25 protein-coding genes are annotated in these 25261 nt (G+C 64.6%); 12 read left to right on the top strand and 13 right to left on the bottom strand.

Going from position 1 to position 25261, the window contains the following annotated elements:
• Positions 1 to 89 precede the first annotated feature (89 nt).
• From adk to CKW37_RS03880, 6 genes are all read left to right on the top strand, one after another.
• Positions 90 to 737 carry an adenylate kinase gene (adk, locus tag CKW37_RS03905; protein WP_095154127.1) on the top strand — a complete coding sequence of 216 codons (648 nt, stop codon included), beginning with the start codon at positions 90 to 92 and terminating at the stop codon, positions 735 to 737.
• 87 nt (positions 738 to 824) lie between these two features.
• Positions 825 to 1499, top strand: a complete 675-nt coding sequence (gene tsaB / locus CKW37_RS03900) for a tRNA (adenosine(37)-N6)-threonylcarbamoyltransferase complex dimerization subunit type 1 TsaB (RefSeq protein ID WP_095154126.1) — start codon at positions 825 to 827, stop codon at positions 1497 to 1499.
• 129 nt (positions 1500 to 1628) lie between these two features.
• Complete coding sequence (locus CKW37_RS03895) at positions 1629 to 1925, top strand: hypothetical protein (RefSeq protein ID WP_095154125.1); 297 nt, start codon at positions 1629 to 1631, stop codon at positions 1923 to 1925.
• A gap of 4 nt (positions 1926 to 1929) precedes the next feature.
• Positions 1930 to 2799, top strand: a complete 870-nt coding sequence (locus tag CKW37_RS03890; RefSeq protein ID WP_095154124.1) for a DUF72 domain-containing protein — start codon at positions 1930 to 1932, stop codon at positions 2797 to 2799.
• 30 nt (positions 2800 to 2829) lie between these two features.
• On the top strand, positions 2830 to 3660 hold the full coding sequence (locus CKW37_RS03885; RefSeq protein ID WP_095154123.1) for an isocitrate lyase/phosphoenolpyruvate mutase family protein: 831 nt from the start codon (positions 2830 to 2832) through the stop codon (positions 3658 to 3660).
• Between the two features lie 5 nt (positions 3661 to 3665).
• Entirely contained in the window at positions 3666 to 4358 is a 693-nt protein-coding gene (locus tag CKW37_RS03880; protein WP_256587678.1) for an extensin family protein, read from the top strand.
• Here CKW37_RS03880 and CKW37_RS03875 read toward each other — a convergent pair.
• A complete protein-coding gene (locus tag CKW37_RS03875; protein ID WP_095154121.1) occupies positions 4355 to 4975 on the bottom strand; it encodes an energy transducer TonB in 621 nt (206 codons plus the stop codon). The genes CKW37_RS03880 and CKW37_RS03875 overlap by 4 nt on opposite strands.
• Positions 4976 to 5065: 90 nt before the next feature.
• On the opposite strand from CKW37_RS03875, the gene CKW37_RS03870 reads away from it, so the two are divergent.
• Positions 5066 to 5845 carry a class I SAM-dependent methyltransferase gene (locus CKW37_RS03870; RefSeq protein ID WP_095154120.1) on the top strand — a complete coding sequence of 260 codons (780 nt, stop codon included), beginning with the start codon at positions 5066 to 5068 and terminating at the stop codon, positions 5843 to 5845.
• A gap of 60 nt (positions 5846 to 5905) precedes the next feature.
• Here the strand turns inward: CKW37_RS03870 and CKW37_RS03865 are convergent, their stop codons facing one another.
• The 3 genes from CKW37_RS03865 to CKW37_RS03855 all read right to left on the bottom strand — a co-directional run bounded on the left by CKW37_RS03865 (position 5906) and on the right by CKW37_RS03855 (position 7843).
• Positions 5906 to 6541 (bottom strand): TetR/AcrR family transcriptional regulator, encoded by a 636-nt coding sequence (locus CKW37_RS03865; protein WP_095154119.1) that lies wholly within the window; start codon positions 6539 to 6541, stop codon positions 5906 to 5908.
• A 134-nt stretch (positions 6542 to 6675) separates the two neighbouring features.
• Positions 6676 to 7524: a type 1 glutamine amidotransferase domain-containing protein gene (locus CKW37_RS03860; RefSeq protein ID WP_095154118.1), complete on the bottom strand. Its 849-nt coding sequence runs from the start codon at positions 7522 to 7524 to the stop codon at positions 6676 to 6678.
• Between the two features lie 13 nt (positions 7525 to 7537).
• On the bottom strand, positions 7538 to 7843 hold the full coding sequence (locus CKW37_RS03855) for a putative quinol monooxygenase (protein ID WP_095154117.1): 306 nt from the start codon (positions 7841 to 7843) through the stop codon (positions 7538 to 7540).
• 97 nt (positions 7844 to 7940) lie between these two features.
• Between CKW37_RS03855 and CKW37_RS03850 the strand changes: the two genes are divergently transcribed.
• The 3 genes from CKW37_RS03850 (at position 7941) to CKW37_RS03840 (ending at position 13138) form a co-directional block, all read left to right on the top strand.
• Positions 7941 to 8849, top strand: coding sequence for a LysR family transcriptional regulator (locus CKW37_RS03850; protein ID WP_095154353.1), 909 nt, complete (start codon positions 7941 to 7943; stop codon positions 8847 to 8849).
• A gap of 113 nt (positions 8850 to 8962) precedes the next feature.
• Entirely contained in the window at positions 8963 to 10063 is a 1101-nt protein-coding gene (locus CKW37_RS03845) for an efflux RND transporter periplasmic adaptor subunit (protein WP_095154116.1), read from the top strand.
• A 6-nt stretch (positions 10064 to 10069) separates the two neighbouring features.
• Complete coding sequence (locus CKW37_RS03840; protein ID WP_095154115.1) at positions 10070 to 13138, top strand: efflux RND transporter permease subunit; 3069 nt, start codon at positions 10070 to 10072, stop codon at positions 13136 to 13138.
• Positions 13139 to 13202: 64 nt separating this feature from the next.
• Here the strand turns inward: CKW37_RS03840 and CKW37_RS03835 are convergent, their stop codons facing one another.
• The 3 genes from CKW37_RS03835 to plsB all read right to left on the bottom strand — a co-directional run bounded on the left by CKW37_RS03835 (position 13203) and on the right by plsB (position 16927).
• Positions 13203 to 13892, bottom strand: coding sequence for a DUF4197 domain-containing protein (locus tag CKW37_RS03835; RefSeq protein WP_095154114.1), 690 nt, complete (start codon positions 13890 to 13892; stop codon positions 13203 to 13205).
• Between the two features lie 38 nt (positions 13893 to 13930).
• The gene (locus tag CKW37_RS03830) at positions 13931 to 14329 is read right to left on the bottom strand and encodes a YbaY family lipoprotein (protein WP_095154113.1); all 399 of its coding nucleotides are present in this window, start codon (positions 14327 to 14329) and stop codon (positions 13931 to 13933) included.
• Positions 14330 to 14440: 111 nt separating this feature from the next.
• Complete coding sequence (gene plsB, locus CKW37_RS03825; RefSeq protein WP_095154112.1) at positions 14441 to 16927, bottom strand: glycerol-3-phosphate 1-O-acyltransferase PlsB; 2487 nt, start codon at positions 16925 to 16927, stop codon at positions 14441 to 14443.
• Between the two features lie 221 nt (positions 16928 to 17148).
• Here plsB and CKW37_RS03820 point away from each other — a divergent pair, with 221 nt between their 5' ends.
• Positions 17149 to 17358, top strand: a complete 210-nt coding sequence (locus CKW37_RS03820) for a cold-shock protein (protein ID WP_038996759.1) — start codon at positions 17149 to 17151, stop codon at positions 17356 to 17358.
• Positions 17359 to 17433: 75 nt separating this feature from the next.
• Here the strand turns inward: CKW37_RS03820 and CKW37_RS03815 are convergent, their stop codons facing one another.
• The 4 genes from CKW37_RS03815 to CKW37_RS03800 form a co-directional block, all read right to left on the bottom strand.
• Entirely contained in the window at positions 17434 to 17811 is a 378-nt protein-coding gene (locus CKW37_RS03815) for a hypothetical protein (RefSeq protein WP_095154111.1), read from the bottom strand.
• Positions 17812 to 17829: 18 nt separating this feature from the next.
• Positions 17830 to 18642, bottom strand: coding sequence for a putative RNA methyltransferase (locus CKW37_RS03810; RefSeq protein ID WP_095154110.1), 813 nt, complete (start codon positions 18640 to 18642; stop codon positions 17830 to 17832).
• On the bottom strand, positions 18642 to 19793 hold the full coding sequence (dapE, locus tag CKW37_RS03805) for a succinyl-diaminopimelate desuccinylase (RefSeq protein ID WP_095154109.1): 1152 nt from the start codon (positions 19791 to 19793) through the stop codon (positions 18642 to 18644). The genes CKW37_RS03810 and dapE overlap by 1 nt, the downstream gene beginning before the upstream one ends.
• Before the next feature lie 135 nt (positions 19794 to 19928).
• Positions 19929 to 22514 carry a glycosyltransferase gene (locus CKW37_RS03800; RefSeq protein WP_095154108.1) on the bottom strand — a complete coding sequence of 862 codons (2586 nt, stop codon included), beginning with the start codon at positions 22512 to 22514 and terminating at the stop codon, positions 19929 to 19931.
• A gap of 301 nt (positions 22515 to 22815) precedes the next feature.
• On the opposite strand from CKW37_RS03800, the gene tcdA reads away from it, so the two are divergent.
• The gene (tcdA, locus tag CKW37_RS03795) at positions 22816 to 23640 is read left to right on the top strand and encodes a tRNA cyclic N6-threonylcarbamoyladenosine(37) synthase TcdA (RefSeq protein ID WP_095154107.1); all 825 of its coding nucleotides are present in this window, start codon (positions 22816 to 22818) and stop codon (positions 23638 to 23640) included.
• On the opposite strand, the gene CKW37_RS03790 is transcribed toward tcdA, so the two are convergent.
• Positions 23619 to 24029 (bottom strand): SufE family protein, encoded by a 411-nt coding sequence (locus CKW37_RS03790; RefSeq protein WP_095154106.1) that lies wholly within the window; start codon positions 24027 to 24029, stop codon positions 23619 to 23621. The two genes, tcdA and CKW37_RS03790, sit on opposite strands and share 22 nt — an antisense overlap.
• Positions 24026 to 25231 carry an aminotransferase class V-fold PLP-dependent enzyme gene (locus CKW37_RS03785; RefSeq protein ID WP_095154105.1) on the bottom strand — a complete coding sequence of 402 codons (1206 nt, stop codon included), beginning with the start codon at positions 25229 to 25231 and terminating at the stop codon, positions 24026 to 24028. The genes CKW37_RS03790 and CKW37_RS03785 overlap by 4 nt, the downstream gene beginning before the upstream one ends.
• Between the last annotated feature and the right edge of the window lie 30 nt (positions 25232 to 25261).

The following is a 25261-nucleotide window of genomic DNA, read 5'->3' as shown; positions in this document are numbered from 1 at the left end:
TTGACCGATTTGCGGTCATCGCCCGATTTCCTGCGATTCGCCAATCACGCGAATCCATTGATTTGCTTATAAAAAATGAGGAGCACGAGATGCGCGTAATTCTGCTGGGAGCTCCCGGAGCCGGTAAAGGTACTCAGGCAAAGTTCATCACCGAAAAGTTCGGTATTCCGCAGATTTCCACCGGCGACATGCTGCGTGCCGCGGTCAAGGCCGGCACCCCGCTGGGTCTGGAAGCCAAGGCGATCATGGACGCTGGCAAGCTGGTATCCGACGAACTGATCATCAACCTGGTCAAGGACCGTATCGCCCAGCCTGACTGCGTGAACGGTTTCCTGTTCGACGGCTTCCCGCGCACCATTCCTCAGGCTGAAGCCCTGGTGACTGCTGGCGTCGAGCTGGATGCCGTGATCGAGATCGCCGTCGAAGACGAAGAGATCGTTCAGCGCATCGCCGGCCGCCGTGTTCACGAAGGTTCCGGTCGCGTCTACCACATCGTCTACAACCCGCCGAAGGTTGAAGGCAAGGACGACGAAACCGGCGAGCCGCTGGTTCAGCGTAAAGACGACACCGAAGAAACCGTACGTCACCGTCTGTCCGTGTACCACGACCAGACCAAGCCGCTGGTGGACTTCTACCAGAAGCTGGCTGCCAGCAACGGCAAGCCGAAGTACAGCCACATCGAAGGCGTTGGCTCGGTAGAAGCCATCACCGCCAAGGTACTGGCAGCCCTGAGCTGATCCCGTCCCGATGTTTCGCCAACGGCCCGCTTGCGGGCCGTTGTTCGTTTATAATGCCGCTCTTTTTTCTCTCGCCTGGAACCCCCGATGACCACCTTGCTGGCCCTGGATACCGCCACTGAAGCCTGCTCTGTCGCCTTGCTGCACGACGGCAAGATCACGAGCCACTACGAGGTGATTCCACGCCTGCATGCGCAAAAGCTGCTGCCGATGATCCAGACCCTGCTGGCCGAAGCCGGCGTCGCCTTGTCGGCGGTGGATGCCATCGCCTTTGGCCGTGGCCCGGGCGCCTTCACCGGCGTGCGCATCGCCATCGGCGTGGTGCAGGGCCTGGCGTTCGCCCTGGAGCGTCCGGTGTTGCCTGTGTCGAATCTGGCGGTGCTGGCCCAGCGCGCGCTGCGCGAGCATGGCGCGACCCGCGTTGCCTCGGCCATCGATGCCCGAATGGACGAAGTCTATTGGGGCTGCTATGAGGAACAGGCAGGGGAAATGCGTTTGCAAGGGCTCGAAGCGGTGTTGCCGCCCGAGCAGGTCGCGTTGCCCCAAGGGGCGGGCGGCCAGTGGTTTGGCGCCGGTACGGGCTGGGGTTACAGTGAGCGTCTGGCGGTCAAGGTCGAGGGTCAGGATGCGAGCATGCTGCCCCACGCGCTGGACCTGCTGACCCTGGCGCAATTCGCCTGGCAGCGTGGCGAAAGCGTGTCCGCTGACCAAGCGCAGCCGGTGTACCTGCGGGACAAGGTGGCGACGCCAAAAGGCGCCTGATCGCCTCCGGTCGGTTATCGCCAAACGCCGTAAACCTTTTTAGTGATATGTGGTCCAGTTATCAGTCGGGCATTTGCGCAGGAGCTCTGGTGCCGCTAAATTGCCATCATTGTCCCTGAGTATATCGTCATGCGTATCGACGGCTTTTCCTCACAGTCTTATCCGCTCAAGCGCCCCCAGCGCAAAGGGCCGGTGCGTGTGGAAGAGTCGGAGGAAGAGGATCTTCCCGGCGAATTCGAAGTCCAGGCGCAGCCCGCCAGCACCGGCAATGCCAACCGCAGTGCCGGCCTGCCGGCCCGCCCGCAGGACATGATCTTCCCCCGCGCCCGCAACCGCCGCACCAAGCATGCTTTGACCAGTTACATGACCACCGCTGGTTTCGTCGATTGGGAGATGGAAGTACTGGGGCTGGATCTGTACATTTGAGCGGATGAGCCTGTCATCCCTGCCTTATTTTCTCGGTTGTCCGTCCTGGAGCGAAAACGCCTGGCGCGACTACCTGTATCCCGCCGATGCCAAGAGCACTGATTTCCTCGCGCTGTACTGCCAGGTCTTCAATGCTGTCGAAGGCAACACCACCTTTTATGCCCGACCCGCGCCCGCGACTATCCAGCGCTGGGCCCAGGTCATGCCCGAACACTTCCGTTTCACCGCCAAGTTTCCCGGCGACATCAGCCACAGCGGCGATCTGCACGGGCAACTCGACGCTGCGCGGGCCTTTGTCGAACTGCTCAGGCCGCTGGGCGCGCGGGTAGCGCCGTACTGGCTGCAACTGCCGGCGACCTTCAGCCCTGCTCGGCTCGGCGAGTTGGTGCACTTCATCGACGAGATCGACGTGCCGATCGCCGTGGAAGTGCGCAACAAGGCCTTCTTCGCCAAGGGTGAGGACGAGCGCCTGCTCAATCGCCTGCTGCTGGACCGCGGGATCGAGCGCATCTGCCTGGACCCCCGCGCGCTGTTCCGTTGCACTTCCCGCGAGCCCAGCGTGCTCCACGCGCAATCGAAGAAGCCGCGGGTGCCGCCACGTCCGACCGCCTTCAGCCAGCACCCGCAGGTGCGTTTCATTGGCCATCCTGAACTGGAGGCCAACGAAAGCTTCCTCCTGCAATGGCTGGACAAGGTCGCCGCCTGGATCGAAGAAGGGCGCAGCCCCTACGTGTTTCTGCATACCGCTGACAACCGCCTGGCCGCAGCGCTGGCGCAACGTTTCCATCGCGGCCTGATGGAGCGACTGCCCGGTCTGCCGGCTTTGCCTGAACCCGACCGGGGGCCGCAGGTCGAACAACTTGGCCTGCTGTGATTTCCTGTCGTCTGCCTGGGAGTTCCGACCATGGATGTGCAAACCCTGCGTGCTGAAGCGTTCAAAGCCCTGCATGAGCGCCCCGGCGCTTTCGTGATTCCCAATCCCTGGGATGCGGGCTCGGCAAAAATGCTCGCCAGCCTGGGCTTCGAGGCCCTGGCCACCACCAGCGCGGGACTGGCGTTTTCCCTGGGCCGGCCGGATGCTGAAGGTGCCCTCAGCCGCGAACAGACCCTCGACAACGCCCTGTCCATCGTCGATGCTACCGCCTTGCCGGTCGCGGCGGACCTGGAAAACGGTTTCAGTGACGAACCTTCCGGCTGCGCCGAGACCATCCTGCAAGCGGCGCGTATCGGCCTGGTCGGCGGCTCCATCGAAGACGCGACCGGCCGCGAAGACGAGCCGATCTACAGCTTCCACCGCGCGGTGGAGCGGGTCGAGGCCGCCGTGGCCGCTGCCCGCAGTCTGGACTTCCCGTTCATGCTCTGCGCCCGTGCGGAAAACCTCCTGAACGGCCGCCACGATCTGGACGACACCATCGCCCGCCTGCAAGCCTTTGCCGAAGCCGGCGCCGACGTGCTCTACGCGCCCGGCCTGCGCAGCGCCGAGGACATTCGCCGGGTGGTGCAGGCGGTAGCGCCGAAGCCGGTGAACCTGCTGATGGGCCTGAGCGGGATGACCCTGACCTTCGATGATGTGCAGGCGCTGGGCGTGAAGCGCATCAGTGTCGGCTCGTCGCTGGCCCGCGCCGCCTACGGTGCGTTCTTCGACGCGGCGAAGCGCATTCGCGGCTACGGATGTTTCGACTATGCCGAGCAGGCGCTGCCGTTCGATCAGTTGAACCAGATGTTTCGGCGCTGACCGCCGTGCGCTACGGCGGGCTGGTGCTGCTCGCGGTGCTGGCCGCCGCGGCGCTGTACGGCTGGCAAAAGGGCTGGCGCCTGCCGGATGAGTGGAACCCGTGGGCGCCGCTGAACGTGCGTTCGCCGCCGAACCTGCTGACCTCGTGGAAACTCGGGCAACTGCGTGATGATCCCCAGCGCTGCGCCGAGGCGCTGGCCACCTCCGACCTGCGCTACACCGTGCAGGCTGACAGCCCCGCGACTGCGAACAGTCCGCTGAGCAATGTGGTGCGGGTCCAGGACGCGTCGGTGCGATTGAGCAGCAGCTTTCTCGCTACCTGCCCGGTGGCGGTGGCCTTCGCCCTGTTCGAGCGCCACGGCCTGCAACCAGCGGCGCAAAGGGTCTTCGGCCAGCCGGTGGTGCAGGTGGATCACCTGGGCAGCTACGCCTGCCGCAATATCTACAACCGCGCCGAAGGCCGGCGTAGCCAACACGCCAGCGCCAACGCTTTGGATATCGCCGGCTTTCGCCTGAAAGACGGCCAGCGCATCGAGCTGCAAAAGGACTGGAACGGGGAGGGGCCGAAGGCGCAGTTTCTGCGTCAGGTCCACGAGGGTGCCTGCGAGAGTTTCAACACGGTGTTGGGGCCGGACTACAACGCGGCCCATCACAACCACTTTCACCTGGATATGGGCAGTTGGCAGATCTGCCGTTAGGCGGCGATGCGCACGTTGTTCAGCACCACCGGACGCGCCCATTGCAGGTCGAACTCCAGATCGTGCTGCTGCTTGGCCAGGGTGATTTCGTCGAACGGTTCCGGGGCCGGGTCCAGCAGGTTGCGTTCGAGTTCGGCGATCGGCAGGTGCAGCGGGTACGACGACGGTGCCGGGCCCGGCTCGGGGTGCGGATGGCCTTGGTGCATGACGATCGGGCGCACCCAACTGCTGGTGGTGTCCAGTTGGCGCTGTTGTTCGATCAGTTCGGCGGCGCTGAACGGTGGTGCGGGCTTGTCCAGCAGGTCCAGCTCGAACTCGGCGATCGGCAGGAACAGCGGCTCCGGCGGGGTGATTTCGGTGTCTTGCACGTTGCACAGGCGCTGGCTGTGGATCTGCGCCAGGGTCTGGCTGCCGGTGATGGGTTCGCCGGTCTCGACATTCACTTCCTCGACCGGCAGCGGCGCCTGCACTACACCTTCTTCCTGCTGCGCGGCCAGGGCGCGGGCGAAGAAGTCCGACCACAGGTGGCTGACGCCGCCGAGGGTCTGGGTGTTGTGCCGGGCATAGTCACCAACGGGTGAAATGTAGCCGGAAGGAAGTTGAACAATCTCTGACATGGTCGTCGAAGAGCTCTGGCAAAATAGCGCGTACTTTTTTTATCGGCAGTCGTCGCCGATCTTTAACTTTTTTTCAGCAGGAAGGTGAGCGTGGAGCAGCGGTTGGAAGGCGGGATCCGGGTCGAGGCACTGGCCGCCGACTATCAGGCGCGGGCCGAGCAATGGGCGGCGCGGCTGGGCCTGCCGCTGCAGGATGACGACGCCGCGTTCGCCGTGCAGGTCGGGCCTGACGGGTTGCAGATCCAGCAACTCGGCCCGCAGGCGCCGGGGCCGGTGCGGGTAGATTTCGTCGAGGGCGCGGCGGCGCATCGACGGGTTTATGGTGGCGGCAGTGGACAGATGATCGCCAAGGCGGTGGGTATCGCCCAAGGTGTGCGGCCGCAGGTGCTGGATGCCACGGCGGGGCTGGGCAAGGACGCCTTCGTGCTCGCTAGCCTCGGCTGCCAGATGCAGTTGATCGAGCGTCAACCGCTGGTGGCAGCGTTGCTGGAAGATGGCCTGGCCCGCGCCGCGGGGGATGCCGAAGTGGGCGCGATCGTCGCCCGGATGAACCTGCTGCACGGCAACGCCATCGAGCGCATGCGTGACTGGCAGGGCGAGGCGCCGCAGGTGATCTACCTCGACCCGATGTTCCCGCATCGCGACAAAAGCGCCCTGGTGAAAAAGGAAATGCGCGTATTCCGCCCGCTGGTGGGCGATGACCTCGACGCCCCCGCGCTGCTCGAAGCGGCGCTGGCGCTGGCGACTCACCGGGTGGTGGTCAAGCGCCCGCGCAAGGCGCCGATCATCGACGGGCCGAAGCCGAGCCATAGCCTGGAGGGTAAATCCAGCCGCTATGACATCTACCCGAAGAAGGCGCTGAAGCCTTAGCGTTTTCGAGGGCCTTACCTTGTGGGAGTCGGTCTTGCCGGCGATGAGGCCCTCAGATTTTCACACCCGATAAGCCCGCAAAAACAGTTTCACCACTTCCTGCACATGCGCCTCGGCGGCCTCGGGCTCCAGCGGCGGCCCATAGCCCAGCAGCAGACGGAAATTGGCGCCGCCCTTGAGCAGGCAGAAAAAATGCTCCGCCGCCGTAGCCGGATTTGCAATCCGCAGCATCCCGCGTTCATCCGCCAGGCGCAGCAGCACCTCGGTCTCGCGCAGCACGCGCAACGGCCCCGCCTCGAAGAAAATCTGCCCGAGCTTCGGGTCCTGGTGCCCCTGCGCAATGATCAGGCGGTGCAGCTTGACCGAGTGATCGCTGTTGATCAGCACCTGGAAGCCGCGCCCGATCTTCACCAGCACCTGTTCCAGCGGCACGCCTTCGGGCAGTTCGAAAATCAACCCGGGCAATTGCGCCTGGCAGGTGGCGACGATTGCCGCGGTGAACAGCGTTTCCTTGTCGTTGAAGTGGCTGTAGACCGTGAGTTTCGACACCCCCGCCGCTGTCGCGACGGCATCCATGCTGGTGCTGGCGTAGCCATTGGTGAGGAACAGCGCCTTGGCGGCGTCGAGGATGGCCTGGCGCTTGGCCAGGTCCTTGGGCCGGCCGGGGCCGTTGGACACTGCGGAATCGTTGGGCATGGCTCGTGTTTACAGGCTGCGAAGGGGCACATGGTACATGCGCGTGGCCCATCGAGCGCAATCCTCGCGTGACGACCGGCCAGGCCCTGACCCTGAGGCGGGGCGCTGGCCGTGAGACGACCGACCACGTCAGATCATTGTTTGCCGGCTTCGTTGAGCTTGTTCACCAACGCCTTCGCCACCTCATGATCGGAAAACGGGTTTTGCCCGGTGATCAGTTCCCGGTCCACCACCACGTTCGGGCTCCAGGCCGTGGCGTAACTCATGTTGCCGCCCGCGCCTGCCATTGCCTTGGCCGGGTAGAACAGGATGCGCTCGCCGTCGAGCGAGCTTTCGAAGACCTGCTCTTCCGGGTCGGCAAAGATGGTCATGCGGTAGCCCTGGTAGATCCAGTCCTTGGCCGCCGGCTTCTCGCCGCGTGCCAGCGCCGCCTGATAACCCGCCGGGTCGGCCTGGGCGGACAGCAGCGCAATCGGGCCATGGCAGATCGCCGCGGTCGGCTTGCCGGCCTGATGGAAATGCCGCAGCAGGGCGCCCACTTCCGGGTTGTTGGCCAGGTCGATCAATGGCGCGTGACCGCCCGGGATGAACAGGCCGGCATAGCGGTCCAGGTCGCCCGCCAGCACTTCCTTGATCGACAGGGTGTCGTTGATGTCCGGCAAGCCTTGCACCACCTTCTCGATGCGCTGCATTTCCGCCGCATCACCGGCGAAGTACTGCGGATCGACGGAAAGCTTGTCGACGCTCGGCGCATTGCCCTTCGGCGTGACCAGCACCAGTTTGTAGCCGGCCTTGATCAGTTGGTCGGCCGGCACACCGAATTCGTTGAGGTAGTAACCGGTCGCGTAGTGCTTGCCGTCTTTGAGCGGCAGCACGTTCTCGCTGGACAACAGCACCAGCACTTCGCCTTTGGGCGCGGCGGCGGCGGTGCCGGCGAGCAGCGCGCCGGTTACCGCCAGCGCTATTTTGGTGGTCTTGGTCATTGCAGGCTCCTGATCAGTTGAAGGGGGCGAGGTCCAGTGGGCGGGCCAGGCGCACCTGGGTAGGCGCGGCCAGCCAGTCGGCGGTGGCGCTGCGGTAAGCCTGGTAATGCGGGCTCTGGCGATGGGCTTCGACAGCGGCGTCATCGCGGTACAGTTCGAACAGCTCGAAGGTCGGCGAGTCGCCATCGCGCAGGAACAGGTCGTAGCGCAGGTTGCCCGGCTCGCTGCGGGAATGGCGCACCATCAGGCGCATGGCCTGCTCGACTGCGTCGAGGTATTCAGGCTTGGGGCTGATGGTGGCGAAGATGCTGATGGTCATGAAGTGCTCCCGAAGTTAATCGCGGTCAATGGACGTCATCTTAGAGACGCCCCTATGATTCGATAATTCGAAAGCTTTTATGTCTGTCTTCCAAAAAATGAATATCGCCAAAAAAGACCTGAACCTGCTGCTGGTGTTCCACGTGCTCTATCAGGAGCGCAACGCCTCCGTGGCGGCCGTGCGCATGGCGCTGAGCCAGCCGGCCCTGAGCCACAAGCTGAACAAGCTGCGCCATCAGTTCGGCGATCCGCTGTTCGTTCGCGCACCGCGCGGGCTGACCCCCACACCGCGCGCTCACGAGCTGGCGCCGCACGTCCAGCGTCTGGTCGGTGAACTGGAGGCGTTCTACGACCTTTGCGACGGCCAGGACTTCCTTGCCCGCGCCGAGCGGCTGCACCTCTACAGCACCGACTACATGGAGCAGACGCTGTTGCCACGGCTGTTGCCGGTGCTGCGCGAGCAGGCGCCGAACCTCGTGCTGATCACCCACAACACCCGGGGTGAGCTGCCCCGCGAGGAACTGGAAAAGGGCACCTGCGACCTGGCGATCGCCGGCTTCTACAAGGACTTGCCCGACACCTTCCACCAGCAGCGCCTGCTCGGCGAGGACTTCGTGGTGCTGGCTTCGCGGAGCAATCCGCGGCTGAACGACGGCCTTGACCTGCCGGCCTTTCTCGCCTGCGAACACCTGCTCACCACCCTCACCGGCGACCTCGACGGCCTGGTTGACCGGGCGCTTCAGGCCAGGGGGCTGCAGCGGCGGGTGGTGGCCGGCCTGTCCAGCTTCATCGCGCCCACACGGCTGGTTCGCGGCACCGACTTATTGCTGACCTGCCTGCGTTCACTGGCCGAGGAAGCCGTAGAGCGCGATCCGGACCTGCGCATCCACCCGCTGCCGCTGGACCTTCCGCGGGTGGAAGTGATGCAGATCTGGCACGAGCGCACGCACGCGGACCCGCTGCGGCGGTGGTTCAGGCAACAGGTGGCGGGTGTGTTGCGGGACTAGCGGCACCGGCTCTGCAATGAGGGCTAAAAGCCAGCTTCCCCGGTTCAACACGCTGATTTAATATACCCGCCAGTATAAATATTCGAAGCACCCCTCGCGAAAGGTCATTTCCCATGTTGCGCCATGCCTTGCCCGTCGCTTTGCCCGCTCTGCTCATCGCGTTGTTGTCCGCTTGCGGGCAGGAAAGCACCCCGCCCACCGTCATCCGTCCCGCCATGGTGGTGCAGCCGCAGCCGGCATCGGCGGCGGTGGACAGCTACCCCGGCGAGGTGCGCGCGCGCTTCGAGCCGGAGCTGGCGTTCCGTATCGGCGGCAAGGTGAGCAAGCGGCTGGTGGAGGAGGGGCAACGGGTCAAGGCTGACCAGCCGCTGGCCGAGCTGGACCCGCAGGACGTGCGCCTGCAACTGGAAGCGACCCGCGCGCAGATGGCCGCCGCCGAGGCCAATCTGAACCTGGTGCAGGCCGAGCGCGATCGCTACAAGACGCTGCTGGACCGGCAGATGGTCAGTCACTCGCAATACGACAACGCGGAAAACCTCTATCGCTCGGGTCTGGCCCGTCTCAAGCAGATGCGTGCCGAGTTCGACGTGGCCGGCAACCAGGCCGGTTATTCGGTGCTGCGCGCGTCCCAAGATGGCGTGGTCGCCAAACGTCAGGTGGAAGTCGGCCAGGTGGTTGCCGCCGGCCAGACCGTGTTCACCCTGGCCGCCGATGGCGAGCGCGAGGTGCTGATCAGCCTGCCGGAGCAGAACTTCGGTCGCTTCGCGGTGGGCCAGCCGGTGGCGGTGGAGCTGTGGTCGCAACCCGGCCAGCGTTTCGAGGGCCGCATCCGTGAGCTGTCGCCCGCCGCCGATCCGCGGTCGCGCACCTTCGCCGCGCGCATTGCCTTCAACACCGGCAAGGTGCCGGCCGAGCTGGGCCAGAGCGCCCGGGTCTTCATCCAGCACGCCGAGCAGATCCCGCTGGCGGTGCCGCTCTCGGCGCTGAGCGCGGAGAACGGTCAGACCTACGTCTGGCGTGTCGATGCCAACAACACCCTGAAACGCACCCCGGTACGGGTCGGCGCCTATGGCCAGGACAGCGTGCCGGTGCTCGAAGGCCTGAGCGCGTCCGACTGGGTGGTCGCCGCGGGCGGTCATGTGCTGCACGAGGGGCAGGAAGTACGGCCGGTGGACCGGTCCAATCGCGTGGTGAATCTGGCGGCCAAGGAGTAAGTCCCGATGGGTTTCAACCTCTCCGCCTGGGCCTTGCGCAACCGGCAGATCGTGCTGTTCCTGATGCTCCTGCTGGCTATCGTCGGGGCGTTGTCCTACACCAAATTGGGTCAGAGTGAAGACCCGCCGTTCACCTTCAAGGCCATGGTCATCCGCACCTTGTGGCCGGGCGCCAGCGCCGAGGAAGTCTCGCGGCAGGTCACCGAGCGCATCGAAAAGAAGCTGATGGAGACCGGCGAGTACGAAAAGATCGTGTCGTTCTCGCGGCCCGGTGAATCGCAGGTCACCTTCATGGCCCGCGACTCGATGCATTCGGCGCAGATTCCCGAGCTCTGGTATCAGATCCGCAAGAAAGTCGCGGACATCCGCCACACCCTGCCGCCAGGTATCCAGGGGCCGTTCTTCAACGACGAGTTCGGCACCACCTTCGGCAATATCTACGCCCTGACCGGCAACGGTTTCGACTACGGCGTGCTCAAGGACTACGCCGACCGGGTGCAGATTCAACTGCAGCGGGTGAAGGACGTCGGCAAGGTCGAACTGCTCGGCCTGCAGGACGAGAAAATCTGGATCGAGCTGTCCAACACCAAGCTGTCCACCCTCGGTCTGCCGCTGGAGGCGGTGCAAAAAGCGCTGGAAGAGCAGAACGCGGTGAGCACTGCGGGCTTCTTCGAAACCCCGACCGAGCGCCTGCAATTGCGCGTGACCGGACGTTTCGACAGTGTCGAGCAGATCGAGCAGTTCCCGATCCGCGTGGGCGAGCGCACGTTCCGTATCGGTGATGTTGCCCAGGTGCACCGCGGCTTCAACGATCCACCCGCGCCGCGCATGCGTTTCATGGGCGAGGACGCCATCGGCCTGGCCGTTTCGATGAAGGCGGGCGGCGACATTCTGGTGCTGGGCAAGGCGCTGGAAGTCGAATTCGCCCGTATCGCCAACAACTTGCCGGCGGGCATGGAACTGCGCAAGGTTTCCGACCAGCCCGCGGCGGTGAAGACCGGCGTCGGCGAGTTCGTCCGCGTGCTGGTGGAAGCGCTGGCGATCGTGTTGCTGGTGAGCTTCTTCTCCCTCGGCATGCGCACCGGCCTGGTGGTGGCGCTGGCGATTCCGCTGGTGCTGGCGATGACCTTCGCCGCGATGTATTACTTCGGCATCGGCCTGCACAAGATTTCCCTCGGCGCGCTGGTGCTGGCGCTGGGCCTGCTGGTGGACGACGCGATCATTGCCGTGGAAATGATGGCGATCAAGATGGAACAGGGCTTCGACCGCTTCAAGGCGGCGAGCTATGCCTGGACCAGCACCGCCTTCCCGATGCTCACCGGCACCCTGATCACCGCGGCGGGCTTCCTGCCCATCGCCACCGCGCAATCCGGCACCGGCGAATACACCCGCTCGATCTTCCAGGTGGTGACCATCGCCCTGTTGGCGTCATGGGTGGCGGCGGTGGTGTTCGTGCCGTACCTGGGCGAGCGTCTGCTGCCGGACCTGGCGAAATTGCACCGGGAGAAACACGGCACCGGCGAGGGCGAGACGGACCCTTATGGCACGCCGTTCTACCAGCGCGTGCGCCGCGTGGTGAGCTGGTGCGTGGCTCGGCGCAAGACGGTGATCGTGCTGACCATCGCCTTGTTCGTCGGCAGTGTGATGAGCTTCCGCTTCGTCGAGCAGCAGTTCTTCCCGGCCTCCGGTCGCCTGGAACTGATGGTGGACCTGAAGCTGGCGGAAGGTGCGTCGCTGGCCAACACCGCCGAGCAGGTCAAGCGCGTGGAGGCGTTGCTCAAGGCGCGTCCGGGCATCGACAACTATGTGGCGTACGTCGGCACCGGTTCGCCGCGCTTCTACCTGCCGCTGGACCAGCAGTTGCCGGCGGCCAGCTTTGCTCAGTTCGTCGTGCTGGCTAAAACCATCGAAGACCGCGAAGCGCTGCGCACCTGGCTGATCGAAACCCTCAACGAGCAATTCCCTGACCTGCGTTCGCGGGTGACCCGTCTGGAGAACGGTCCGCCCGTGGGCTATCCGGTGCAGTTCCGGGTGACCGGCGAGCATATCGAGCAGGTCCGCGCGCTGGCGCGCAAGGTGGCGGCCAAGGTGCGCGAGAACCCGCACGTGGCCAACGTCCACCTGGACTGGGAAGAGCCGAGCAAAGTGGTCTACCTGAATATCGATCAGGACCGCGCCCGCGCCCTTGGCGTCAGCACGGCGAACCTGTCGAGGTTCCTGCAAAGCTCGCTGACCGGTAGCAGCGTCAGCCAGTACCGCGAAGACAATGAACTGATCGAAATCCTGCTGCGCGGCACCCAGGAAGAACGTACCCAGCTGGCTCATCTGTCGAGCCTGTCGGTGCCCACCGACAATGGCCGCAGCGTGGCCCTCGCGCAAGTGGCGACCCTGGAATACGGCTTCGAGGAAGGCATCATCTGGCACCGCAACCGCCTGCCGAGCGTGACCGTCCGCGCCGATATCTACGGCAAGGATCAGCCGGCGACCCTGGTCAAGCAAATCCTGCCGACCCTGGAGGCGGTGCGGGCCGAACTGCCGGATGGCTACTTGCTTGATGTCGGCGGCACGGTCGAAGACTCGGCGCGCGGGCAGAACTCGGTGAACGCCGGCGTGCCGCTGTTCGTGGTGGTGGTGCTGACCCTGCTGATGCTGCAACTGCGCAGCTTCTCGCGCATGGCGATGGTGTTCCTCACCGCGCCGCTGGGGCTGATTGGTGTGGTGCTGTTCCTGATGGTGTTCCGCCAGCCGTTCGGCTTCGTCGCCATGCTCGGGACCATCGCCTTGTCGGGGATGATCATGCGTAACTCGGTGATCCTGGTGGATCAGATCGAGCAGGACATCGCGGCGGGGCTGGGCCGCTGGCAGGCGATCATCGAGGCGACGGTGCGCCGCTTCCGGCCGATCGTGCTGACCGCCCTGGCGGCGGTGCTGGCGATGATTCCGCTGTCACGGAGCGTGTTCTTCGGACCGATGGCGGTGGCGATCATGGGCGGGCTGATCGTGGCGACGGCGTTGACCTTGCTGTTCCTGCCGGCGTTGTATGCGGCGTGGTTCAGGGTCAAGCGGGAGGAGTGAGTGTCGGGCCTGTCTGGATATCTCCAGGCAGGCCCAAAACCCTGTGGGGCGGTGCAGCGCAGGATCAGAGGGCGCCAAACACCTTCTTGGCCAGGCTGGTCGCCGCTGCCGCCGGGTTCTGGCGGATGGTCTCTTCCTGCTTGCCGATCATCTCGAACAGCCCGTTGAGCGCCTGTTCGGTCACATAGCTTTCGATGTTCGCGCTCTTGGCATCCACCACGCCAAGGCTCGCGGCCTGTCCGGCGAAGCTGTTGTATTGCTTGGCGAGGCCAACCTGATCGGTCGCCTGCTTGACGATCGGCAGGAACTTGGCGCGGATCTGTTCCCGGCTGGTCTTGCTCAGGTACTGGGTCGCCGAGTCGTTGCCGCCGCTGAGAATGTTCTTGGCGTCATCCACGGTCATTTTCTTCACCGCGTCCACCAACAGCGCCTGCGCTTGCGGAACAGCCGCTTCGGCGGCCTTGTTCATGCTGGTTTCGAGTTGCTCGACCTGTTCACCCATGCCGAGCATTTTCATTTTGCTCGCGACTTTGCCGAGTTTACCCGGCAGTTCGATGCGTACGTCCTGGTTGTTGCTGAAACCACCGGGCGCACCCAGTTGTTTCACGGCAATCTGCGCGCCTTGAGTCAGGGCGTCTTTCAGGCCGCCGGCGGCGTCTTTCTGGCTCAGGTCGCCAAGCGACAGGGCCATGGCACTGGCCGACAGCAGCAGGCCTGCGCACAGGCCGGTAAAGGTGAGAGCGGGGCGGAACATGGCAGCATCCTTCATCGGGGAGCGATTGAGCGGGGACATCAGCGGACCTGATCAACCTTGATCCGCAGCGGTTGTGGGTCGTTGCCGTCGAGCTTGACGCTGTGCTGTTCGGTGCTGATGAACAGCAACTTGCCGTCCAGCTCGATCCGCGCACTCACCGCGTAGCGGTGGCCGCGTTTGACCTGGGCGGTGTTGTATTGCAGGTGGAAAGGCAGCGGCACCTGGCCGGAAACCTTGCCGCTCTGGCGGGCCAGGGTCACCGCGGGTGCGTCGGCCAGCGAGACGTCAATCAGGCTGACATCGAGTGTGGCGGCGGGCGGCAGGGCGATGCGTTGCAGGTAGAAAACCTCGCCGTCCAGCGTGGCTTTCGAGTCGGGGGTGTGGCTTGAGCAGGCTGCCAGCAGCGAGGCGCAGCACAGCGTGAAGAGTTTTTTCATGGAGTCTCCTGTCCTTGATGCCGGCTTGTGACCGGCATCGAGGACTTTAGCGGATTTTTTGGTAATCGACTTCCCGCGGTGCTGTCGGAGTTTTCGTCGATTACCCGTGGTTCAAGGCTGCTCGGGACCGGCGTGTTCTTCGCGGTGCAGGGCGACCTGGCGGATCGACAGGCGCACTTCCGCCGACAGCACGCGCTTGGCCGCGCCTTCGGCCAGTTCGCCGAGCTTGTCGTGGAAGCCCAGCTTGCCGGCGTCGTCCGGGCGCAGTACGCCTTGTTCCACGAGGGTCTGGATGAAGTGGCGGAACAGGCTCTTGTCGAAGAACTCCGGGGCATTGAGCCCGTGCAGGATCGACAGGCGCTGGGCCATGACCACGCAGAGGTCTTCCAGCTCTTCGGCACTGAGGCTGTGCTGGCCGCTGTTGAGCAGCAACGAGGTGGCCATGTAGAAGCGCTGCAGGGTCTGGGTAATCGCCCGCGCCAGCAGGGTCAGCAGCACGAACTGCCGCGAACTCGGCGCCGGGCGCAGGTAGACGCCGTTCTCGTAGCGCAGCAGGCCCTGTTCGACGAAGGCTTGCAGCCACTGGTCGATCACCCCGTCCAGCTCCTCCAGCTCCCAGCGCAGGAACAGCTCCGATTGCAGGTACGGGTACAGCGCGCGGGCGTATTGCAGGATCAGCTCGCGGCTCATCCGCGAGCTGCTCTGGAAGAAGCTCGCCAGCAGCGCCGGCAGGGCGAAGATGTGCAGGACGTTGTTGCGGTAATAGGTCATCAGCACCGCGTTCTGCTCGTCCAGATACAGGATCCGGCCCAGGGCATCACGCTGTTCTGCCAGCAGGTCCATGCCCCGCACGTGGCTGATCAGCGCCAGGCCGTCGCCTTCCGGCAGGGTGGTGTGCGGCGAGTAGGGCACCTGGCGCAGCAGCGCCAGGTACAGGTCGAGAATACGGGTCAGGGCGCGTTCGTCCAGGGCCAGGCGGCTGGTGGACAGCAGCGCCACCGCCACCAGGTTGACCGGGTTGACCGCCGCCGCTTCGTTCAGGTGCTGGGCGACTTTCTCACCCAGGCGTGAGGTGGTTTCGTTCAGCCATGCCGGACGGAACTGCGGCCCGAGTTGCTGTTCGCGCCAGCCGGGTTGCTGCTGGTCGAGGAAGTTGCCGAGGCGGATCGGTTCGCCGAAGTTCACCGAGACCTGGCCGAAGCGCTGCTTCAGCGCGCCGAGCACCTTGAAGATGTCGAAGATCGATTCCTTCTTCTTGCTCGCCCCGCGCAGCTCGCCCAGGTAAGTGCGGCCTTCCAGCACCCGTTCGTAGCCGATGTACACCGGGACGAAGACGATCGGCGTGCGCGAGGAGCGCAGGAAGCTGCGCAGGGTGATCGCCAGCATGCCGGTCTTCGGTTGCAGCATGCGCCCGGTGCGGGAGCGTCCGCCCTCGACGAAGTACTCCACCGGGAAACCCTTGGTGAACAGGGTGTGCAGGTATTCGTTGAACACTGCGGTGTACAGCGGGTTGCCCTTGAAGGTACGGCGCATGAAGAAGGCGCCGCCGCGCCGCAGCAGGCCGCCGATCACCGGCATGTTGAGGTTGATCCCGGCGGCGATGTGCGGCGGGGTCAGGCCATTGCGGAACAGCAGGTAGGACAGCAGCAGGTAGTCGATATGGCTGCGGTGGCACGGCACATAGATCACTTCGTGACCCGGGGCGATGCCCTGGACCTGCTCGATATGATTGACCTTGATGCCGTCGTAGATCTTGTTCCAGAACCAGCTCAGCACCACTTCGAGGAAGCGGATGGCGGTGTAGGTGTAGTCCGAGGCGATTTCGTTGCCGTAGCGCAGGGCGATGGCTTCGGCCTTGGCCACCGGGATTTTCTCCCGCTCGGCCTCATCGGCGATGGCCTGGCGCACCAGCGGGTCGTGGATCAGGCCCTTGACCAGATTGCGCCGGTGCGAGATGTCGGGGCCGATGACCGCACTCTTCAGATTGCGGAAGTGCACCCGCAGCAGGCGCTGGGCCATGCGTACGGTGCGTTCGTGGCCCTTGTTGTGATCGACCAGCTCGCGCAGGTGGATCGGCGCGGAAAACTGCACGCGGGTCTTGCGACCGAGGATCAGGATGGTCAGTAACCGGCGCAGGCGCCCGGTGACCGCCCAGCTATCGGCGAACAGCAGTTTCCACGGGCTCGACTCGCTGGCCGGTGACTGGCCCCAGAACACGCTGACCGGAATGATCTGCGCATCCTGTTCCGGCTGCTGGTTCACCGCGCTGACCAGACGGCCGAGGGTTGGCGGCGCGCCACGCTTGTATTGGCGGCCGAGCCAGTCCGGTTCCGGGGTCAGGTAGAAGAAGGCGGCCGGCTCCATCAGGTCGCCAACGGCAACGGGCAGGACCGGGCGTGGTAGCCCTGCTTTGGTGCATTCACGGTCAATGACCGCGAGGTCGGTCAGCGAGGGCGACTGCAGGGCGTAGAACACCGGACGGCTGCGGTCCAGGTTGAGCGTGAAGGAGGACTGATTGATGGTCTCGGAGCGAACCCATAGGTACAACAGTCGGCGCAAGGCACCGAAAATCAGGCGGCGCAGGGGAGAACGGGTCATACGGTGTCTGCTCTGAAAAATGGGACGCAAGTGCAGCTTGACGGGCAAGTGTGCCGTATCCGCGCAAGTTCAGCAAAAAGCGGTCAGGTCATAAAAAATATTTCATGTCTGTCTTATACTCGGTCCGCCGCTTGCAAGATTAATCAGCAAGCGGCGTAGTCCAGGCCGTAAAAATCCTGGCCGACAAGGCGAGTCCAAAATAAAAATCCGGAGTGTTACAGATGTCGTCTCGTGAGACTGGAAGTGTGAAATGGTTCAACGACGCCAAAGGCTATGGCTTTATTCAGCGTGAGGGCGGGGCGGACGTCTTCGTTCACTACCGCGCGATTCGTGGCGAGGGTCACCGCACCCTGCTCGAAGGGCAACAGGTTGAGTACAACCTGACCCAAGGCCAGAAAGGGCTTCAGGCGGAAGACGTCGTAGGCCTCTGAAGGCCGGCAATGGCGTCAAGCCATAAGCTGCAAGTGGACCGTGCCTCTTGCAGCTTGTAGCTTGCGAGTGATCCCTCAGTGGGTTCTCCAGGTAATCTCTTCTTCACCATCGGCACTGATCCGGATCCAGCGATCGGCGTCGTCTTCACCTTCTTCCTCGACCCAGGTGCCCGGTGCGCAACGTACTTCGACGTTCAGCGCAGCAAAGGCGGCGCGGGCGCAGGCGATGTCGTCTTCCCACGGGGTCTTGTCACTTTCCAGGTAAAGACTGTTCCATTTTCCTACGGCCTTGGGCAGCCAGGTAACAGGAATGTCACCGGCGGTGCACTTGAAGGTCTGGCCTTTCTGCTTCCATTCGCTGCACGGACCCAGCGCGGCCTCCAGCCAGGCGGCGATCTGCTTGTGATCGACGTCGGCGTCCTTCAGGTAAATCTCGATATCGGGTTGGCGCATGGGGATCTCCGGGAGGGCTCAGTCTTGCAGCACAAAATAGTCGTAGCGCATTGAAACGGTGACTTCCAGCGGCTCGGCCTGCTCGATCACCGCAGTGCGGCGTTCGGCGCTGGCGCGCCAGCCGTGCGGGGTCATGGCCAGCAGGTTGGCGCGGTCGGCGGGGAGGCTCAGGCTCAGGCGAAACTCCAGGGTTTCACCGTGGGCGTGGACCATGTCCGCCGGCACCAGGGCCAGGTGCTTGTCGTCGGCGTAGTCGCGCACTTCATCGTAGAGCTTCTGGCGCAGTTCCATCAGGTGGCCGCGGGTCGGTCCGACCCGCATCAGGCCGCCGCCAGGGCTGAGCAGGCGGCGGGCCTCCTGCCAGTCCAGCGGGCTGAAGACGCTGGCGATGAACTGGCAACTGGCGTCGGCCAGCGGCACGCGGGCCATGCTCGCCACCAGCCAGGTCAGCGCGGGGCTGCGTTTGCAGGCGCGCTTGACCGCCTCGCGGGAGATGTCCAGGGCATAACCGTCCGCCTCGGGCAACGCCTCGGCGATCTGCGCCGTGTAGTAGCCCTCGCCACAGCCGATGTCCAGCCAGCGCCCGGGGGCGCGTTCGGCGGCCAGTTCGGCCAGGCGCCGGGCGACCGGCGCGTAGTGGCCGGCGTTGAGGAAGTCGCGGCGGGCTTCGACCATGGCCTGGTTGTCGCCGGGATCACGGCTGTTCTTGTGCTGCACCGGCAACAGGTTCAGGTAGCCCTGGCGGGCCCGGTCGAAACGGTGGCCGGCCGGGCAGCCGACACCGTTGTCGAGGGCGCTCAGGGGCGCGGTGCAGAGGGGGCAGGTGAGCATCAGGCGAGCAACCGGATCAGGGTCTGGTAGTAGATTTCGGTCAGCACATCGAGGTCGCTGGCGAGAACGCGCTCGTTGACCTGGTGGATGGTGGCGTTGACCGGGCCCAGCTCGACCACCTGGGTGCCGAGGGTGGCGATGAAACGGCCATCGGAGGTGCCGCCGCTGGTGGAGGCGTGGGTCTCGCGGCCGGTGACCGCCTTGATGCTGGCCGACACGGCGTCGAGCAGGTCACCCGGCTCGGTCAGGAATGGCAGGCCGGACAGCGCCCAATCGATGTCCCACTCCAGTTGATGCTTGTCGAGGATCGCCGCGACGCGCTGTTGCAGGCCTTCGACGGTGGACTCGGTGGAGAAGCGGAAGTTGAACAGCGCGGTCAGGTCGCCCGGAACCACGTTGGTGGCGCCGGTGCCGGAGTTCAGGTTGGAAATCTGGAAGCTGGTCGGCGGGAAGAACGCGTTGCCTTCGTCCCAGTGCTCGGCGGCCAGTTCGGCCAGGGCCGGAGCGGCCAGGTGGATCGGGTTCTTCGCCAGGTGCGGATAGGCCACGTGGCCTTGCTTGCCGCGAACGGTGAGCTTGGCACCGAGGGAGCCACGGCGACCGTTCTTGACCACATCGCCCACCAGTGTAGTGCTCGACGGTTCGCCGACGATGCACCAGTCCAGACGCTCGCCGCGTTCGCGCAGACGCTCTACCACCGCCTTGGTGCCGTGGTGGGCCGGGCCTTCTTCGTCACTGGTGATCAGGTAGGCGATTTTGCCGCGGTGGTTCGGGTAGTCGGCGACGAAGCGCTCGGTGGCGACGATCATGGACGCCAGGCTGCCTTTCATGTCAGCGGCGCCGCGGCCGCAGAGCATGCCGTCGGCGTCGATCAGCGCGTCGAACGGGTCGTTCTGCCAGGCCTGCACCGGGCCGGTGGGCACCACGTCGGTGTGACCGGCGAAGCACAGCACGGGACCGTCCTGGGTGCCATGGGTGGCCCAGAAATTGTCCACGTCCTCGAAGGGCATCGGTTCCAGCATGAAACCCGCGTCGCCCAGGCGCTGCATCATCTGTTTCTGGCAGTCGAAGTCGAGCGGGGTCACCGAGGGACGGCGAATCAGGTCGCAGGCCAGTTCGAGGGTGGGCGAGAGTTCGGCGCGGGCCGTCATGGGGGACTCCGGGAGCAAGGCAGGGGGGTACGATTTTGGGGCGTTATCTTATAGCAAAAGAGCCCAAAAGGGCCCTTTTGATGAGGCAGGACGTCGTCATTGTGGGCGCGAGCAGGCTCGCTCCCACCGCTTTTGTTATGCCTGTGCCGGCTCTACCGCTTCGACCGGTTTGGGCAGCGACGACAGCAGCGCCATGATCAGCGCCGCCACATACGGCAGCGACTGCACCAGCAGCATGGCCACCCAGAAGCGCATGTCATTGCTCGGCAGGCCCTGGACCAGATAGATCCCGGCTGCCGCGCCCCACAACAGCAGCATGATGAACAGTTCTTCCCGCGCTTCCGACAGCGCCACCAGCACGCCGTGGCTGTCGGCGTTTTTCGGTGTGCGGAAGAACGGAATGCTGGTGGTGAAGAAGCCGTACAGCACCGCTTTGGCGATGGTGTGAGACAGCGCCAGACCCGCGAGCGCGGCGGCGAAGGCGTCTTTCATGTTGACCCCGACCGCGCGGCGATACAGGAACACGATCTTGCCCACCTTGAAGAAGAACAGCGCCAGCGGCGGGATCGCGAAGATCAGCAGCGGCGGATCGACCCGCTGCGGCACGATGATCATCGCCGCCGACCAGAGCAGTGCACCGACAGTGAAGAAGATGTTCATGCCATCAGCGACCCACGGCAGCCAGCCCGCGAGGAAGTGGTAGCGCTGGCCACGGGTCAGCTCGGTGTCCTTGCCGCGCAGCAGGCTGGCGGTGTGGCGCTTGATGATCTGGATCGCGCCATAGGCCCAGCGGAATCGCTGCTTCTTGAAGTCGATGAAGGTGTCCGGCATCAGCCCCTTGCCGTAGCTGTTGTGGGAATAGGCGGCGGAATAGCCTTTTTCGAACACCCGCAGGCCCAGCTCGGCGTCTTCGCAGATACACCAGTCGGCCCAGCCCAGTTCTTCCAGGACCGAGCGCCGGGTCATGGTCATGGTGCCGTGCTGGATGATCGCGTCGCGGTCGTTGCGGGTGACCATGCCGATATGGAAGAAGCCTTTGTATTCGGAGTAGCAGAGCTTCTTGAAGGTGCTTTCGTTCTGGTCGCGGTAGTCCTGCGGCGACTGCACCACGGCGATTTTCGGGTCGGCGAAGTGCGGCACCATGTGCTTGAGCCAGTTGCGGTCGACGCAGTAGTCCGAGTCGATGACCGCGATCACTTCGGCATCCTTGGCGGTATGCGGGATCAGGTAGTTCAGCGCGCCGCCCTTGAAACCGGCCAGGGGCGAGACGTGGAAGAACTTGAAGCGCTCGCCCAGCAGTTCGCAGTGGGCCTTGATCGGCTCCCAGACCGCCGGGTCCTTGGTGTTGTTGTCGATGATCAGGACTTCGTAGTCCGGATAATCCAGCGCTGCCAGGGCATCGAGGGTCTGTTTGACCATCTCCGGCGGCTCGTTGTAGCACGGCACATGCACCGAGACTTTGGGCCGGTAGGCTTCGTCCGAGTGCACCGGCAGGAATTCCCGGCGCCGTTTGTTCCAGACGGTTTCGGCCAGTTCGTGGGCCTCGGTCAGCAGCACGATGAACACCCCGAGCGCACCGAGGGCGAGCAGGATGCCAACGGTCAGGCTGAACCAGGTGCTGTATTGCTGGCTGTAGTCATAGCCGATCCATACCAGCACCGAACCGCAGAGGAACGCGGTGAAGGTCAGGAAGGTGCGCCCGCGCTGGCGCAGGGCCGAACCGTCGATCAGCAGCAGGGTCAGCGACAGCAAGGCCAGCACCACCGAGCCCACCGCCAGCACCCGCCATTGCGGGATCGCCACGACCGGGCCGGTGAAGTTGAATTTCTGTTGGCGGGCGGCGTTGAACACGCCCCAGTAAGCGCCGACCGAGCCTTCGTCGCTGACTTTCCACGGCTGGTCGTAGGCTTCGATGACGAAGTAGTTGTAGCCCTGGCGGTTCAGCTTGTTGACCAGGGTGCGCAGGTAGATGGCCTGGTCCGCCTGGGTGGCGTCGGCGCCACCGCGCATGCGGCCGTTGCTCGGCCAGCCGACTTCCGACAGCAGCAGCGGTTTGCGCGGGAACAGGTGCTTGAGGTCGCGGGCGCGGTCGAGCACGAACTGGCCGGCGTCTTTCATCGGGATGAATTCCCAGTACGGCAGGATGTGAGCGGCCACCAGGTCGACGTGCTTGGCCAGCTCCGGGTGTTCCTTCCAGATGTGCCACTGCTCACTGGTGGTCACCGGCACTTTGACTGCCGCGCGCACCCGGTCGAGGTACTGGATCAGCGCCTCGGGGGTGATCTCTTCGCGGAACAACGCCTCGTTGCCCACCATGACCCTCACGACGCTGCGCGAGGTGTTGGCCAGTTCGATGGCTTTCTGGATTTCCCGCTCGTTGCGCTCCTGATCCGGGCTGATCCACACGCCGAGGGTCACCCGCAGGCCGAACTCCTCGGCCAGACGCGGGATTTCCGCCTGGGTGCCCTCTACGGTGTAGATACGGATGCTGTCGGTCAGCTTGCTGAGTTGCTCGAGGTCTTCGCGCAGCTCGGCTTCGGTCGGGTACTGACCTTTCTGTGGGCTTTGTCCGAGCCGGAACGGTGAATAGGAGAAACCGGAGATCTGCTCCGGCCAGTCGGGAGCGGAAACCGGGCGGTTGATCAACGCCCAGAACCCGGTGAAAAGCGCGGCGATCGCCATGACAATCACCAGGTTGAGACCAAATTTACGCGATGACATAGATAGTTCGGGTTCCGGAGGGTGGAACGGGCCAGCGCGAGGTGCGCGGATCCAGGGCGACGCTCAGTCATTTACTGCAGCAACGATGACCAGGCAGCCGTTGGATTTCCTTCAGAGGATGAAGTTCTGAATCCCGTGGTTTGTCGTCCAAGACTTTTTGTAGCGTAGGACATTTTGCCGGGACCTTAGCAGCATTGGTGCCATCATTACCAATGTGCGGACCGTCCGATGATGTGCCGGGCGGGCTGTCATTGTTCCCCGAGGGGCCTATAATGCGCGCCGGTTTTTCAGGGTTGGGCCCATGACTACAGATGATCCACGGTTCGCCGGTGTTGCCCGGCTTTACGGCCAGAAGGGCCTGCAACGCCTGCGCGCCGCGCATGTCGCGGTGGTCGGTATTGGCGGCGTCGGCTCCTGGGCGGCGGAAGCCATGGCCCGCAGCGGCGTGGGCGAGATCTCGCTGTTCGACCTCGATGACGTCTGCGTGAGCAACACCAACCGCCAGTTGCACGCGCTGGACGGCAATGTCGGCAAGCCCAAGGTCGAGGTCACCGCCGAGCGCCTGCGCGCCATCAACCCGGATTGCACGGTGCATGCGGTGGCGGATTTCGTCACCCGCGACACCATGGCCGAGTACATCACCGAGGAGATCGATTGCGTGATCGACTGCATCGACAGTGTGATGGCCAAGGCGGCGCTGATCGCCTGGTGCAAACGCCGCAAGATCACCGTTATCAGCACCGGCGGCGCCGGCGGGCAGCTCGATCCGACCAAGATCCAGGTCGCCGACCTCAACCGCACGGTCAACGACCCGCTGGCGTCGCGGGTGCGCTCGACGCTGCGCCGCGACTGGAACTTCTCGCGCAATGTCAGCCGCAACTACGGCGTGCCCTGCGTGTTTTCCACCGAGCAGTTGCGTTACCCGGACGTGGAAGGCGGCATCTGCCTGCAGAAGAGTTTTGCCGGTGAGAGCGTCAAGCTGGACTGCGCCGGCGGTTTAGGCGCGGTGATGATGGTCACGGCCACCTTCGGCATGGTGGCCGCGAGCAAGGCGGTGGAGAAACTGGTGGGCGGCGCGCGCCGCCCGGCCGAGCGCAAAAAGGCTCAGCCGCCCGAAGCGAGCTGAGCCATGCGTTGCAGCACGGCGTTCAGACCGTTGCTGCGCGAAGGCGAGAGCTGCCGGCCGAGGCCGAGCTGATTGAACCAGTCGGGCAGGTCCAGCGCGCGCAGTTCGGCGCTGGACAAACCCTCGACCCGCACCAGCAACAACGCCAGCAAGCCGCGAATCAAGCGCGCATCGCTGCCCGCGGCGAAACGCCAGCGGCCGTCTGCTTCATGGGCCACCAGCCACACCTGGCTTTCACAGCCATGGACGCGATTGGCGTCGGACTTTTCCTCATCACTCAGCGGCGTCAGCCGTTCGCCCCACTGCATCAGCAGGCGGGCGCGCTGTTCCCAGCCCGCCGCGGCGTTGAAGCTGTCGAGTGCCTCTTGTGCACCGGGGGCGAGGCTCATCGCAGCAACTCCAGGGCCTGGTCCAGCGCGTTGAAGAAGTGCAGCAGGTCGTCCGAATCGTTGTACAGCGCCAGCGACACGCGGATCGCGCCGTCGAGCCCGAGGCGGTTGACCAACGGCATGGCGCAGTGATGGCCGGCGCGCACGGCGACACCCTGCTCGGTCAGCAGGTGCGATACATCGGCGTTGTGCACGCCATCCACCACGAAGCTGGCCAGGGCCGCCTGCGGAGCGCCGAGCAGGCGAACGCCTTCGCGGTCCTGCAGGCCGCGCAGCAGATGGCGGTGCAGCGCGGCTTCATGTTCGGTGACGGCGTTCTGGTCGAGGCTGGCCAGGTAGTCCAGGGTCGCGCCGAGGCCGATCACGCTGGCGATCGGCGGCGTACCGGCTTCGAAGCCAAGTGGGGCGGGGCGGAAGCTCGACTCTTCGTATCCGGCCAGTTGCACCATTTCGCCGCCGAACTGCCAGTGGCGCAGCAGCGCCAATGCCTCGTGGCGCCCGTAGAGCACGCCGAGGCCATCCGGGCCGTAGAGCTTGTGGCTGGAAAAGACGTAGAAATCACAACCCAGCCGGGCAACGTCGTGCCGGCCGTGGACCACGCCTTGTGCACCGTCGACCACAGTCAGCGCGCCTTGGGCGCGGGCATGGTCGAGCAACGGCTGCAACGGCTGCCAGGTGCCAAGGACATTGGAGAGCTGGCTGACCGCCAGCAAGCGAGTGCGCGGGCCGATGAGTTGCAGGGCGGCGTCGAGGTCGATCTGGCCGCGCCCGTCCAGCGGCAGGACCACCAGCTTCAGGCCGCGGCGCTTGGCCAGTTGCTGCCACGGCAACAGGTTGGCGTGGTGTTCGAGGGCGCTGACCGCGATTTCCTCACCGGCCTCGAAACGGTGTTCGAGGGCGTAGGCCAGCAGATTCAGCGCCGAGGTGGCGCCGTGGGTGAAGACGATTTGCCCGCTGGCACTGGCATTGAGCCAGAGCGCGACTTTTTCCCGGCTGGCCTCGAAGGCCTGGGTCGCCAGGGCGCCCGGCAGGTGCTGGGCACGGTGCACATTGGCTGCGCCATGGGCGTAGTAATGGCTCAGCGCATCAAGCAGGGCTTGGGGTTTCTGGGTGGTTGCCGCGCTGTCCAGATAGGTCTGGTGCTGGCGTTGCAGGGCGGCGATGGCGGGAAAATCCGCGCGCCAGGGAGAGGGTTGGAACATGATCGTAGGGCCTGAATATCGGGTCTGGCG

This window comes from Pseudomonas sp. Irchel 3E13, from assembly GCF_900187455.1.
Classification (GTDB): domain Bacteria; phylum Pseudomonadota; class Gammaproteobacteria; order Pseudomonadales; family Pseudomonadaceae; genus Aquipseudomonas.
This window is presented reverse-complemented; position numbering and strand designations above follow the sequence as displayed.